Here is a 14,630-nt window from a genome sequence, read left to right on the forward strand (position 1 = left end):
TTAATACAACTCTGTTAATGCCGCCTTCACTATAAATAATCGTTGAATTACCCCTTCAAATTGTAGGCATTTTCGAGTATCGCTGAGAAATTTTTTCCGAAAGATTTATCATACATGTGTTTGTAAGCCTTTTCGAAATTCTCAAAAGTGCCTTTGGCAAGTGAGTGTTTTCCTAAAGCCACAAACGACTGGCATTTTAAAGTCATGGCCTCTTCATTAACCGGATCAATATTGAGGATGTAATTGGCTATTCTAATCAAAGATTCAGGATCGTTATGATGCTCAGGCTTATGTAAGTAATGCAGGTAGGTATCAATAATATTACCGGATATTTCCGACTTGAAATTATCCAGCCATTCATACTCACTGGTAGACAAGAAACTTCCGCGCTGAACGATACTTGAAAGATGCTTAATGGCGTCGTCATCTAACTTTTTACGGTTATTGATAATATTCAGATAACTGTGGTAATCAATATAAAAGTGCTGATAATCAATCTCCATCATCCAATAGCCTGAATCTTTGGAAAGCGTACAGAAATCCAGCTTCTCCAACAGCGATTTCAGTTTCACAATAGCCACTGAACGATTGTTGCGGGCACTTTTTTCCGATTTATCAAACCAAAACATCTCGTTCAATTTATCAGAGCTTACACCACGCCCAAGCTTAACCGAATGAAGTAGAATAAGCAGGAATAACTCCCTGATCAGCGGAGTAAATTGTTTGGTAATACTGTTTCCCGTTGCGTCAAATACCTGCAGATCGCCAAATAAGAGGATTGTATTTTTAAATGCCGGAACCTTAGCCGTTTGAACTTCGAGATGCTCCGCGAGTTCCATTTCATTAAATTGCTCACTTACAGGCTCATGATTTGCGTGATTGTATTCACTTTCTGCTGTTTCGATCTTCAGCTTTCTTCTTCGGTAGCCTTTAAAAAATATGAAGAACAGGCAAAAGAGCACAATGCAGGCAACGGTGTACAAAGCATACCGGACTTTATTGTTATGCTCCGGGATAGTTTTAACCGGCGCAATATAAGGCGGCCCCAATAAGGTATAAACATTTACAACTGATTTGTTATTATCCGTTCTCAACAAAGTAACCGCAACAAACTTATTGCTGTTTTTGCAATAAAAGAGGTCCGCAAACGAGTGCACGTCGTGAAATGCGTAAGGAATCACACTTCCTAAAAGCTGAAACGAGGGGTCTTGCAATGAACCTCTGATCAATTGTAAAGAAGAATTATACTTATGCCTTGGATAAATTAAACCGTAGTATATCTTTTTTTTGCTGTCCAGTATTAATGAGTTGGCCAGCGCAAAATCTTCCCTGTTAATTTTCAATTCAAAAAGCCTGGTAAAAGTCTTATCTTTTACCGTAAATCGCATCATATCATACAAGTTTCTGGGGTTGAGGATTTGCTGACCGCTGGAATTTCCATACCCTCCTAAAATATAAGCCGTATCTCCTTTTTCTGTCGCGCCTAATCCGGCCAGGTATCGCGGCGTAAAAAAGTCACCTTTATATTTAAGATTACTCCATTTATGGCTATTAAAATTATAGCGTTGCACACTGTTGCGATATACCAGATAACCGTAACCACCGAACAGGTATAAGGAGGAATCAACGCTTGAGAACATTTTGTTGGCATGCCAATAACCGGTCACCTCGCCAAGTGGGAAGTTTCCCTGCCAGTTACCGTTTTCAAACCCATGGATCGCAGGCGTTTCCTTACCGAGGATATAGTTATACAGGCGCTGATCAGCAGGGTTAAAAAAAGAGCGATTACCTTGATTTAAATTAATCTTATCATTGGTATTTTTCATCAGCCATGTGGCATTTTTTACCGCATAACTATATACTGTATCTTCCGCAACCACGTAAACTGCTTCGTTTTTTTCATCAAAGGCCACACTGGCTATCCCATTAACTGTAATCGATTTGCCTTTTTGCCATTTGGAGTGCAAGGCTGTTTGCCATGACGGGTTGTGTACCATCGCTTTGGCATTTTTTACAAGATCAACAGCGACCGTTCCCTCCACTTCATCTAACGGCCAATGATATTCGAGACGTCCTTTTTTAAATATCTTGACGTTACGTACTTTCATCGGAGGGGTATCAGTAGTGGCAAACGGTTCGAACTGGTTAGCGCCGAAGAGTAACTTATAACAGCTGCCTTTTGCAGGGTGTATCTTCTTTTGGGTGTATCTTTTGCCGTTGCTTATGATCGTTAGTTCACCTGCATCGCCGTTGAAACTGATGGTAATATTATTCCACCGATTATACAAGCTTTCACGAGATACACTAAAATTTATACCGCAAAGACTATCCCCTGCAATTACATTAAACTGATCTTTAGATGTATTATAAACCAGGTCGTAATTGCGTTTATTATCTTCAATAATTCTTACCACATAACCAAAATATACTCCCTGATGAGCTTCGAACGACAGATCAAATGATACCGTAAAATTATCAGAAAGACACAGCCCCTTTTCCGATCCGAGGTTAAGAGATGTCCGTTGATCCTGCTGTACTTCATGACTTAAAAAACCCAGACCATAGTTTTGACCCCAGCTGCAATGATGGAATAAAATTATACATGCAAAAATTAATATACTTCTTATTAAGTAAATATTCCTCATATGAAAAACCTCGTCAGATTTTTTAATAATTACTGTTACGGAGACGGTTTATAAAGGACTTTATCCGTTAAACGATACCAAATTTAACTGTAAAAATACAAAACCATACTATGCTATTTTAATTATTAATTTCTTAATTCAGTTACTAATCAGTATGTGGGAAATCAGGCATCGGCGCCCATGAATCTGGTAAATATTTGGCAAATAATCCTAAAAAAGACAGGTCAAACTGATTTCTGCCTTTAATTAAGGCAATGCCCAATATCTTGTTTTACCAAGCTAAATTACCTCAACTGTTTACAGCGATAAGCTACCCCGCATTAATCTTTTTACCTATTATTTATCCCTCAATCTGACAAGAATTACCCCCCATATCGGGTATGGTATCATATCAGGCGTTTATCGTCCTTTGCGCTATAATTTAACGCAAATGAGCACAAATCAAGTAATTCCAAATGGCTTCATCATAACGATCAGTAAGGTCGCGGAGAAAGAAAAAGAAATAGCGCCCATGCCCGTTTCGGCAAGGCAGTTAGGTGAGCATATTGTTAGCTTTATCGAAAGCCGCATCCCTGATACTGCGCAACTCAATGTTAAGCTTAACCTCGAAAGCTGGGACGAAACTTATGACAATGAAGAATTTATGCTACAGTTCGAAAAAAGTGCCGGAACAGTGGGCGATAAAGATTTCAGCACAAACTACTGGATAGAAATATAAATAAGATGTACAAACGAATCATACCAATAGCTGTATTATTTTCATTGATAATTAGCGCCTCCAAGGCACAGGAGAATAAAACGATTGATCAGGCAGTTCCAGAACATGCGCTGACACATGCGGGGGAAATTGTGGGGCGTTTGCGCCCTGTTATCTTAAATTACGGAAAAACAAAACCCGTGCTCAAATTCGGGCTCGATATAACAGCAACAAAGGAAACATTGCCGGAAATCATCACCAATGTTCCTGTTTGGAAAACCCGCGGCAAAAACAATTATTACAGCGTGAATGAACCGGCCCTGGATGTGCAGCAATTAGTTTCGATCCTGACCGCAGCCTTGCAGGAACAGATGACAAAATTAACCGCCCTGACCATGGAGGTTGAACAATTGAAAAACGAGATTGACGCCGCGCAAAATCCAACGACGAAGCTCAAATAAACGCTCCAAAACTTCGCATCAGTTAACCGTTTTCAATTATTAACTGAAGATGCTAACCAAGTAAACCGAAAGATGGCGTTAGGCCGTGTAGTTTTTCTATACGGCCGCCGTCTATTTACAACCACGTCTTTACCCGTTCCGGCATGTTATCACACTGCTTATGAATTATTCACGGATAGTTTATTACTTCACCTTTGTGTAGATACCAGTAAGAGTTTTCGTCATTACGCAATCAAGATCATTGTAGACCCCGAATTGCGGATTGCTATGCATGTTGGGATATAACATGAACATTTAACATTACAAATACCCTTAAATAACTACCTGATGATCGTTAATTATACGGAAAAAGGCTGGGAGATTGTCACTCAGCGCGCGCATGGTATGCTGGCGGGTATGTTGGCTTCTTATTGGCATCAGAGCGTTCGGTCTCAACGCTGGTTCGAAACAATTCTTGCCATTTCAGCACATGATGATGCACGTATTGAGCCGGGTGAACATCATTTGCTTACGGAACAGGGCGGGCCGATAGATTTCCGTATGTCCGCTTATGATCACGAGCATTGTATCCGCACCATGGAAGCCTCGCCGTCCAAAAGCCGGTACATCGCTCTGCTGTCATCCATGCATCTGGCATTCGTTTACGGGCAACTGGCAATCGGCGTTCCGGAAGGTGTAAAATTTATGCAGGAGCAAGCAGCATTGCGTGAATGTTGGCGAAAGGAGCTTGGAATCAGCCAATACCAGGCAGAGTGTGATTACCGGCTCCTGGAATGGTGTGATGCCTTATCACTGCTGATCTGTAAACGGGAATGCCAGCCCGAAGCCAGGGCCATCGAAATCAGCAAAGGTCCTAACGGTCAGCGCCACCAATTAATTCAATCACCAACCGGTACGTTACACATCAGCCCCTGGCCTTTCTGTAAACCTGCATTTGATCTACCTGTTGAAAGCCGTTTACTTCATCAGTTATGTTTTCGTGATAATAAAGAATTCAGTAGCGCATTTCATGAGGCACCGGTTATTCTTACAATTTGGAGATTCAGTCGGTATTGAGCCGGAAAACCCTGGTATGCCTATGAAAATTGCCCGTAATGGCAACAAAAAAGGCTGCTCTTAATAGCAGCCCTTTTGTTGAATGGATAACATCTTCTAACGCGTCTTTATAGCTCTGAATTTTGAGACATCCGTCAATGGTATATTCGATTGATACTTTTCATTAATTACTTTAATTATTCTATTAGCAATGTGCGCGTATCCTCTTGGCGTAAGGTGAACCCCATCTAATGAAAACAAATTTCCTGTGATGAATGCACCTGTAAACTTAATGCCGTTTTCAGTTATGCCTTCAGTGCCTGCTGCCTCATTTAAGTCGCTAAAGGCATCGTATAATGCCAGATTCCGGGCTTTTGCAACCCCTTTAATTGTTGTATTATAAGCATCTGTATATTCTTTAACAACTACAACTTCACTTTTATCCAGCACAAAATGGTTTTCTATAGGGTTGCCCGGATGTAAGCCGTAAGGCAGGCCCTGCGCATTAAGTTTGCCCAAAACATTAGCTGCACCCAACGACAAAGTGAAGAGATCCTCAGGCGTGGCCGCCCTTACTTGGGTATCCCCTGTTTGTATGTAGAGATCTTTAATTTGTGGTGCTGACAATTGAATCCTTTTCAATAAAGAGGAATAGGTAAAAGCTGTAAAAAACGCACTTTTCGTAATATCAGGTATAGTTGCTATTACTCCCTTAGCGCCCTTTGAGGTCAGTTTTTCGGCTACTAGGTTATATAATTTATCAAAGTTAGCTTTATCAGTTGGAAATAGTTCTTTCGATGCTCCGCCAGTAGCTGCATACTGCAGCACATCATTACTGCCCAACCAGCAAGTAAAAAAGGTAAATGGCTTTTCCGTAACAAAGTCCATATACGAGATTTTATTCGAAGGCGGGTTTCCGGGAAGCAATCGCTCGAAATATTCATTCACATTTCCAAAGCCTGTAGAAGTAACATCGGCAAGCCGGATGCTTGGAACGCCGTAATTATTAAGCGGACCCTGGTATTTGGTTAGCAGGCTAACCTTACCTATTCCGGGAATTGTAATTTCTCCCCGCACTGCCAGGTTTGTTTTAACTTCCTCCAACTGAGGTATGCCGTCGGTACTCAGTCCCTTCAGCAACAGATAACCGCTTCCGTTCTCCTGGCCTGCACTGAAAAAAGGCGTCGAAAAGCTGCCACCACCTACTGTTTTCATTTGTGCGGCCAAAATTTCCGGGTAAGAATTCTGCTGTCCCTCGAGATATAATCCCTTATCGGCCGAACCCGCAGTAAGGGAGTTTCCAATGGCAATATACCTGGAAAAATCCGCTTTATCTGCCGGCGTTCCATCCGGTAAATTACGATCGGATTTACAGGACGACAAGCCGGTTACAGCAATTATAAAAACGTTAAATAAGGCAGATGGATAAAATTTCATTTTTAATTAATTGATAAAAGATGATAATAATTTTCTAAAACGAAGCACTTGTGGCCTGGAATATTTTGATATCCATACACAAGGCTTAAAAAAAGCCTGCAAATGCAACTTTGCAGGCTTTTGTAGTTATGAAACAAACGGGTGATGCCGATACCGGCACCGCATTAAACCGCCAATTCCTGATTTATAGCGCAGGCGCTGGTTAATGTCTGCACCACAGCTTCAAGAAGCCCCTCAATAGGATTGTCACTTGTGTTGGTAAGGCTCAGTGAGTCGTTAGTGCTGATCGCTCCGATAGTCTGCTCCTGCCCTTTTCCCGAACGTACCATTGGGCCATAAACCGCTTTGAGTTTGAGCTTTCCGAAATTGGTTTCATATTTCACCTTTCCGAGATTTGTTACCATAATTTCGTGGTTGAAGGCATTTTTCAAAATGTCGATCATTTTTTGAATATCGGCGCTATTGAAAGTGATATCCCGGAAAAAGTTGATATAGTTTTTCACATGCTGCTCTGTATCGGTGCCTGCAAGGCCGGCTTTAGCCTCACGGGCTACCTCCCAAAATGTTTTTTGCTGTTCGCCCTCAAAATACACGGCATGTGTTGTGATATTCAGTCCATAGTTATCATCCAGGCGGAGTGGTTTTCTGGCGCATATCGGAGAAATAAGTTCAATCTTCCTGTCAGACCATGTTGCACGCTTTGTTCTGGTTGCGAAAAGTACTGCTGCACAGATAGCGCCATGAACGGTGGTTCCTTCTTCGCGGGCCTTTTCAATCAGCCTACGCGAAATCTCTTTATTGAGCCTGATGCTGGAAACCTTTGGCGCAACTTTCTTAAACTCATTTTGTAGTGATGCAGTCTTATCAGAACCCGCGATTGCAAGATCTTCCGGAAGGCCCAAAGTTTCGTCATTCGATTGCTGAGGAGCCATTGGCTGTAATTCCCTACCGGTAACAGCGGTTAGGATATCCCTGAATAAATAGCTGATAGAGGTACCATCAGCTACTGCATGATGTGCGGCCAGCACCAGGATCGTAGTTTCCGGTTTCTGGATCAGAACAGCTCTTAAAAGCGGACCTTCTGCGGTATTAAATCTGGTGGCGAGCTCTTTTTCAACCTCTTGCTCCCAACGGTAATCATCCTTTACATTCAATACCCTGAGCGGGATCGTCATATCATCAACGTGTTCAAGTACAGGTCTGGAGAACTGGTCAATAACGATTTTAACTGAAAGATTAGGGTGACGCAGTTGTACCATGTCTATTGCCTGTCGCCAGGCCTGAACAGCTTCAGTACCGTCAATTTCTGCGGCAAGTACAAAGTCTTTGGAGTCAATTTGGTCCAAAAGCCAAAAGGTTTTTTCGAATGCACCTAAAGTGCGGTTTTGCTGATTTTTCATTTGATTTATTTTTATTTAAGTGTAAAGGCGTACACGGCCGACAATGCGCTTACCACTCATTTGCCAGCGCGAATACTTTAATTATCACCGTTGTAACGCCTGAAATTGCTACTGCAAAGTTGAGGAAGGCAAGCGGGCCGGGGAATGGAGAAAAGGCACTACATTAAGTACATATTTCCCTGTTACGCCAAAGCTTCATTTGATTTAACCCCTACACTGTTTCATTGCGGCCTCAAAGCCGGATCAACAGGCTTTTGGGTTCGCTGTAGAAGAAATCGTCCATGGTGACGAGGTCTGTCGCAACGCCATCTGTTATGCCCGGAGCGATGACCTTATTTCCCGAAGTAATCCTCATACTGGTGATTTTTCGCTTTTGTGTATGCATGCCTACAAAAGAGAATTTCTTATCTGCTGCCGTAGGATTAAAGGAGTTGGCTTCCCCTCATCATCCTTGTCACACCTGGTAACCGTCAGGCATGCAAATGCCAGTAACGCTAAATTTGATTTAATTTTCATAGTCATATCTTTAGCGCAAAGATGGCAGGACTCAGCGCGTCAAAAAATCACCGATTGCGGTAGCCTTGTAACTCAATAGGGGTAGATCAGCTTAAATCACCACCTGTTAAAAATTATATGGAAGGGGAAAAACAGCGCCAGCATTTTCGCCCAAGCTATTCAAGGCTTGCCGCGTGCCGGCAGCAATACATTTGCTGCTTTTACTTGAAGAAACCTGTCCACTATGGGTGCCAGACAGACCTGAGGCGAGATCAATTCTACTAATACTGCCCGGTTGCCAGCAACACAAGTGTACAGGCATAATCGATCATGATATTCTGTTCGGTGGCCAGCTGCTGAAGCATTTGATTTTCAGTGCCGGGATTGAAAATAATACGATTGGGTTTAGTGGCTAAAATATAATCGTATAACGGTGGTTGATTCTGCGGGCTTAGATATAGCGTAATAGTGTCAATATCGTTATAAATTATTTCGGGTTTTTCAATGGGAACGCCGGCAACCATACCCGTTTTAACGCCTATATTTACAATGGTATGCCCATGGCTTACCAAGCTGTTGGCCGCGAGATAAGCGTACCGGTCCGGATCTGCGGATGCGCCCAATATGAGTGTCTTCTTATTTTTCATGGGTCAAAAATTCTATCAGTTATTTTTTAATTTAAAAGAAGAACCGGAAGGTGATTGATCCAGACGCATTGTCGATCTCCCCTTCCGGTTATGTTATGGCACGGTTGTTTTAGTAACAGCCTAAGGGAAATTTCTTCATGATTTTGCGAATTTTTCCAGTTCAGTATTGAACTTATCCATTTCCTCCAGGAACAGTGCATGGCCGCTGTTTTCAAACTTTACGATGTAGGAGTTTTTAATGCCTTTATGCAGTTCCTCGGCAAATACAAAGTCACACAGCTTGTCTTTTGTACCGTGGAATATCGCTACCGGAATCTTGATCTTTGACAATACCGGGCGCAGGTCAAGGTCACGCAGTGCGGTGATTGATTGGGTAGTGGCATAAGGTGACGCATCAAGGTTGATACCGGCAAGCCACTGTGATTGTTCTGCCGACAGGCTGGTTTCTGTTGCACCAAAGCCTTTGCCGAAATCTGCTATAAGTTGCTGCCTGTTGGTTTCTGTCGTTTTAATCAAGCCTGCCGCGGCCTCATCCGTTGCACCATACGGAAAACCTTCGCGTTGTTTCCATGATGGGGCAGCTGCGGCAAATAAAGCCAGTTTGCTTACATGCGCGCCGTTATACTTGGTAACATAATGCGTTACCACTGCGCCACCCATTGAAAAACCGCCCAGTACCGCATTTTCTATGTTCAGTTTCTCCAGTACTACTTTAATGTCATCAGAAAAAACATCAAAGTTATACTTCCCGTAAGGCCTGTCTGATTTTCCGAAACCTCTTAGTGAGATACCGATCACCCGGAACCCTTTATTAACCAGATACTGGTACTGATACTCGTACATAGCATCGTTTAACGGCCAGCCGTGAATCAGCACAACAGGCTTCCCTTCGCCAAGGTCCGTTACGTGCAGTTTAACGTTTTTCTCTACTTCGATGTACTCTGCGCGCCCGGCTGAAGCGGGCGTTCTTTTCGCCTGGGCGTTAACGGTTTGGTTGAAGGTTAGCGCGGCTAACAGGCTGATGGTTGAGATAAGTGCTTTCATTGTTTTGGTGTTTGATTAAGTTTTTGATTTATGTTATGTTTTATATTGCTATTGGTTAACAGTACAAAGGTGACCAGAAAACAGGCGCCGGGGAATGGACAAATAGCGGAGTGTCTTGCAGATTTTTCCCGGATGACCGAAATAAACGGTCTGCCCGCCGCATCAGGTGGCCTGACCGCCTCTACATTCCATGTCCCCGTTTTTGGTTATTTCCTCCGGCAAGCAGATGCTTATTTTTGTGTCTCATTCAAAATAATGACAATGGAATATTCAAAAAGCTATATTGTAAAAGATGAGCACATTGATGTGCAGGGAATAATGGACGGCCTGTATTATCCCTTTTATATGGAGTGGTGCAGGCATGATTTTATTCGTGATGTGCTCGGGTTTGATTTTGAAACCGAAGCGAAAAACGGCGTATATATGGTTCTTTCAAGTTACAGTCTCCACTTTTTAAGATCGCTCAAAAAAGGTGATGAATTCACTGTAACCTGTTCTGTTTATAGGGATAGAATTGGAATGCCCAAGCTACATTTCAAACAAGCTATTCTGCTGAATAATAAAGCAATGGCAAAGGCCGTATTTTCAGGAACCTGTGTACCTGCCAGCGGAGGCCGGCCGTACTTACCTGAATCAGTGCTTGTACGTTTGCAAGACTTTTCTGTACTTGAAGACTAACCGGAAAAGATCATTTCAGCATATCATATTTATAACAAAGCAAAGAGGCGCAATTGTGCGCCTCTTTGCTTTGTGTCACTTAAGTAGCGGGTTCTTTTCTTTCGAGAAAACGCGGTATGCTATTTTATCCAGAAGCACCGGTAAAAATTTGCTTAACGCTACGGTAAATTTCCCCTGGCCTGTCATAATAAGTGTCCGCGAGCGGTTTTCAACCCCATTCATGATCATTCGCGCAACTTTTTCACTACTCATCATTTTACTTTCGTTCATAGAACTTTCCCCTTGCTGGGTGCCGTCTTTTGACAAAGCGACATTCCGTATGTTTGAGGTAGTAAAACCCGGGCAGGCGGTTAATACATGAACACCAGTTTTCAAATTTTCCACCCGTAATGAATCTAAAAATCCATTCATCGCGAATTTAGACGAAACGTACCCTGTACGGCCGGGTAAACCTTTGTAGCCGGCTATGGATGATACCCCTACAATGCTCCCTTTAGTTTTCAGGATTTCGGGGAAGGCGTACTTGGTGCAATATACCGTACCCCAAAAGTTAACATCCATTACCCTCTTTAGTACATTTAGCTCAACATCCTGAAAAAGAGCGCGCATAGCAATACCTGCATTACTAATCAGCACATCAATTTTGCCGAAGGTGGCCACTGCCTGTTTAATAAGGTTGGCGCAGTCAGCTTCTACAACAACATCGCATTGTACGGCCAGTGCTTTAATCTGATATTGCTTTTCAAGATCCTGCCCAATTTTACAAAGCTTATCATACTGCCGGGCGGCCAAAACAATATTTGCACCGCGGCTGGCACATTCGACAGCTAATGATTTACCAATGCCGGATGAGGCACCGGTGATAACAATAATCTTGTTGTTTAATTTCATAAAATGATGATTGAAGAAAGGGCACCCGCTAATTTTTTATTTCAGGCACCCTGATATTGATGAATTCCATAAAAAACTGGCTGGGATCACTCCCTTTGTTCAGTCGAGTAACCTGTTGAACCGGTTTTACTCAAATTCATCCTTTACTATTTGAGACACAAAATACGGGAAAGACTATTTTCAGAACTATCCCCAAACATGGGGATATTAAAAACCAATTCTGAGACCTATCGAAATAATCACACGATCGCCGAATGGCATCGTGCAGTGTGCTTCAAACATGACTTTATTCACGTTCTTGCCATGGCAGACGGTTAAAGCTATACGGCATTAACACACGGTAATGACGCGACCGGACATAATCGTTAAGGAGGCTGATTTACCCAGGGTTACTTCAGAATTTATTCCCCGGAACAGTGACCGGTTCACCGGTATTGGGGATGGATTAGGATCGATTTTAAATCCACCTTTGAATTAGTTAAATGATGATTTTCAAAACAACTCAATAATGAGTGGGGAGGCCACTATCTAAACAAATTTTATGGAAAGCATATTTTTAAGTTTTTTATTGATTACGGCATTTGCCTGTTATGCGCAGCAATGCAAAGTAAAATATGTCAGTAGCGTCTGTCAAAAAAATCTTATAACGGAGAGTACTTCAGGTAATTTCATGCTAAATCAGGCAGTGAAACTTTTGGAAACAAAAATGAAAGCTTTGAATGCCCGGTTTGTATTCGAGTATAATTCCGCCGATCATTTTACCGTAGACGGGAATGCTTTTGTAGCATAAAAATATCTGGAATGGAAGAAAAACAAATAGTAGCCGATACCTCCTACCCGTACAATATTACTTGCGCTATAATTCATGAAAAATCAATTTAAAGGAAAGAGAATATTAATCGCAAATGTTCCGACAGACGGCCATTTTAACCCACTGACAGGACTCGCCAGGTATCTGCATGAAACAGGGTATGATGTGCGATGGTACACTTCAAAAATATTTAGTGATAAATTAAGACGGTTGGGAATTCTACATTACCCTTTTGTAACTGCAAAAGAGCTTAATGGTGAGAATCTCGTTACCGAACTACCAGAACTTTTAACTGCACCCGGTCATCAAAAGGGGAAAATTTATCTTAAAAACCTTTTCATTGACCGTGCAACGGAGTACTTTGCAGACATCAGGGAAATATATAATACATTCCCGTTTGATTTGTTTATTGCCGACAGCATGTTCTCCGGAATGCCGTTCGTGCGTTACAAATTGAATGTGCCGGTAATGGCTATCGGCATAGTACCCCTTATTGAAGATTCTGTAGATACGGCCCCGGCTGGCAGGGCACTACCACCAGCCAATAACAAAGAAACACATGTAGCTTACGCTGAAATGTACAGGCAGAAATATACCGGCATTAAAGAGTTAATTAACTTATATAAAGCTGATTTGCATCGTTACAATATAACAGTTACCGGTTCTTTCATTTTCGATACATTAGTAAAGGAAGCAACAATATATCTGCAGATCGGCGTACCCGGATTTGAATATACGCGCAGTGATATCGGTAAAAACATCAACTATATTGGTGCCCTGTTACCTTATGCTGCGCCGCGACAACAGCACAAATGGTATGATCCGAGACTGAAAGAGAGTGACAAAATAGTGTTGGTTACACAAGGAACAATAGAGGGCGATGTTAGCAAAATATTGGAGCCAACACTCTTTGCTTTTGCCGGAACGGATGTATTGATTGTAGCTACGACGGGAGGAAACGGGACGGAGCAGCTTCGAGAAAAATATAAGCATGAAAATATTATTATTGAAGATTATATCCCGTTTGATGATATTATGCCTTATGTGGCTGTATTTATAACCAATGGTGGTTATGGTGGAACTATTTTAAGCATTAAGAACGGCGTTCCGATTGTAGCCGCAGGTATACATGAACTCAAAAATGAAATTTGTGCGAGAATCGACTACTTTGGTTTGGGGATAGACCTGAAAACGGAGAAGCCGTCTTCTGATGCCATTTTCGCGGCAGTAGAGCGAATTATGATTGACAAGAATTATAAAGAGCGGGTGATATCACTTCGTGATGAAATGAATCAATATGACAGTTTAGCGTTATGTTCAATGTATGTTGAAAACCTGCTGCCCCCCGATAGCTCAATGATGTAGCAGACCGTCAAATAGAACAATATTCCTGAGACAATTGCAAGTATTAATTCTTACCATCCCCATCTTCAATATACAAGAAAAACAAAGGGGATATCATACCTGATCTGTCTCAGAAGTTAATACTTGCGGTATTTGACTCAGGATCGATCGATTTAAAACAAAACTCAAACAAGCATGAATGACGTAGCAAATTACATTATTCAATTTTTCAAATGGCCCAAAACTGGACATGACAAGTTAGCAAAGTTCATGGTGATGATGCCTGATTCGTCATACGATCCTTTGATTAATGGCCTTAGCTACCACTTCGGTTAGTGAGGCTACATGCAGTTTTTCATAGATATTTTTCATGTGACTCCGTACAGTTTCATAGCTGATGCCCAACTCATGCCCTATCATCTTATAACTTAAACCATTTACCAGCGCCGTTAGTACTTCCTTTTCACGTATGGTTAGTTTATAATCATCGCTTACTGCTTGTTTCTTCCCCTGGTACCCCTGCTGCAATATATTCAATACTCTACGGGCTATTGATGGGCTCATAGGTGATCCGCCGCTTTGTAATTCTTTGATAGCATCTGTTAAAGAGCTGGTAAGCTGGTTTTTCAAAATATACCCTGATGCACCCGCACAAATGGATTCGAACACCCGCTCATCGTCCTCAAAAACAGTTTGTATCAGTATCTGAATGTGCGGAAACTCCTTGCTTAACAGCTTTACGGCTTCAATGCCATCAATACCCGGCATTCTGATATCCATCAACACCACATCCGGTCTTGAGGTCAACACATTTTGAACGCAATGCTGTGCATTGCTAAAATTTCCCACCACCTCAAAAGCCGGGTCGGTGTTTAGCAATAAGATGATGCTATTACGAATATTTTTATTGTCATCAAAAATAGCTACTCGGATACACATATTTTTTAAATAAAATTTTGATAAAATGTATAGTTATAAGTAAGCCCATCAACTGATTAGCTACTGAATGCAACATGCAAGGTTACCTGAGAACCGTTTTTTTTTC

14 protein-coding genes are annotated in these 14,630 nt (G+C 41.9%); 6 read left to right on the top strand and 8 right to left on the bottom strand.

Features of this window, described 5'->3' with window-relative positions; translation table 11 throughout:
• Positions 1-47: 47 nt before the first annotated feature.
• A complete protein-coding gene (locus ABD894_RS12750; RefSeq protein ID WP_345211426.1) occupies positions 48-2,414 on the bottom strand; it encodes a kelch repeat-containing protein in 2,367 nt (788 codons plus the stop codon).
• Between the two features lie 661 nt (positions 2,415-3,075).
• On the opposite strand from ABD894_RS12750, the gene ABD894_RS12755 reads away from it, so the two are divergent.
• From ABD894_RS12755 to ABD894_RS12765, 3 genes are all read left to right on the top strand, one after another.
• Complete coding sequence (locus tag ABD894_RS12755; protein WP_345211427.1) at positions 3,076-3,363, top strand: hypothetical protein; 288 nt, start codon at positions 3,076-3,078, stop codon at positions 3,361-3,363.
• A gap of 5 nt (positions 3,364-3,368) precedes the next feature.
• Entirely contained in the window at positions 3,369-3,803 is a 435-nt protein-coding gene (locus ABD894_RS12760; protein WP_345211428.1) for a hypothetical protein, read from the top strand.
• Positions 3,804-4,130: 327 nt separating this feature from the next.
• Complete coding sequence (locus ABD894_RS12765; RefSeq protein ID WP_345211429.1) at positions 4,131-4,859, top strand: DUF3891 family protein; 729 nt, start codon at positions 4,131-4,133, stop codon at positions 4,857-4,859.
• A gap of 96 nt (positions 4,860-4,955) precedes the next feature.
• Here the strand turns inward: ABD894_RS12765 and ABD894_RS12770 are convergent, their stop codons facing one another.
• From ABD894_RS12770 to ABD894_RS12790, 5 genes are all read right to left on the bottom strand, one after another.
• A complete protein-coding gene (locus ABD894_RS12770) occupies positions 4,956-6,275 on the bottom strand; it encodes an SGNH/GDSL hydrolase family protein (RefSeq protein ID WP_345211430.1) in 1,320 nt (439 codons plus the stop codon).
• 164 nt (positions 6,276-6,439) lie between these two features.
• The gene (locus tag ABD894_RS12775; RefSeq protein WP_345211431.1) at positions 6,440-7,675 is read right to left on the bottom strand and encodes a condensation domain-containing protein; all 1,236 of its coding nucleotides are present in this window, start codon (positions 7,673-7,675) and stop codon (positions 6,440-6,442) included.
• Positions 7,676-7,907: 232 nt separating this feature from the next.
• Positions 7,908-8,030, bottom strand: coding sequence for a hypothetical protein (locus tag ABD894_RS12780; protein ID WP_345211432.1), 123 nt, complete (start codon positions 8,028-8,030; stop codon positions 7,908-7,910).
• Positions 8,031-8,451: 421 nt separating this feature from the next.
• Positions 8,452-8,817, bottom strand: a complete 366-nt coding sequence (locus tag ABD894_RS12785; protein ID WP_345211433.1) for a CoA-binding protein — start codon at positions 8,815-8,817, stop codon at positions 8,452-8,454.
• 135 nt (positions 8,818-8,952) lie between these two features.
• Positions 8,953-9,861 (bottom strand): alpha/beta fold hydrolase, encoded by a 909-nt coding sequence (locus ABD894_RS12790; RefSeq protein WP_345211434.1) that lies wholly within the window; start codon positions 9,859-9,861, stop codon positions 8,953-8,955.
• Between the two features lie 69 nt (positions 9,862-9,930).
• On the opposite strand from ABD894_RS12790, the gene ABD894_RS12795 reads away from it, so the two are divergent.
• Positions 9,931-10,539, top strand: a complete 609-nt coding sequence (locus ABD894_RS12795) for an acyl-CoA thioesterase (RefSeq protein ID WP_345211435.1) — start codon at positions 9,931-9,933, stop codon at positions 10,537-10,539.
• 75 nt (positions 10,540-10,614) lie between these two features.
• Here the strand turns inward: ABD894_RS12795 and ABD894_RS12800 are convergent, their stop codons facing one another.
• Positions 10,615-11,430 carry an SDR family oxidoreductase gene (locus ABD894_RS12800; RefSeq protein WP_345211436.1) on the bottom strand — a complete coding sequence of 272 codons (816 nt, stop codon included), beginning with the start codon at positions 11,428-11,430 and terminating at the stop codon, positions 10,615-10,617.
• Between the two features lie 541 nt (positions 11,431-11,971).
• Between ABD894_RS12800 and ABD894_RS12805 the strand changes: the two genes are divergently transcribed.
• Positions 11,972-12,220, top strand: a complete 249-nt coding sequence (locus ABD894_RS12805) for a hypothetical protein (RefSeq protein WP_345211437.1) — start codon at positions 11,972-11,974, stop codon at positions 12,218-12,220.
• Between the two features lie 75 nt (positions 12,221-12,295).
• Positions 12,296-13,606 carry a glycosyltransferase gene (locus ABD894_RS12810; protein ID WP_345211438.1) on the top strand — a complete coding sequence of 437 codons (1,311 nt, stop codon included), beginning with the start codon at positions 12,296-12,298 and terminating at the stop codon, positions 13,604-13,606.
• A gap of 270 nt (positions 13,607-13,876) precedes the next feature.
• Here the strand turns inward: ABD894_RS12810 and ABD894_RS12815 are convergent, their stop codons facing one another.
• A complete protein-coding gene (locus ABD894_RS12815) occupies positions 13,877-14,524 on the bottom strand; it encodes a response regulator (RefSeq protein WP_345211439.1) in 648 nt (215 codons plus the stop codon).
• Between the last annotated feature and the right edge of the window lie 106 nt (positions 14,525-14,630).

The sequence above is a fragment of the Mucilaginibacter gynuensis genome, assembly GCF_039541195.1.
Classification (GTDB): domain Bacteria; phylum Bacteroidota; class Bacteroidia; order Sphingobacteriales; family Sphingobacteriaceae; genus Mucilaginibacter; species Mucilaginibacter gynuensis.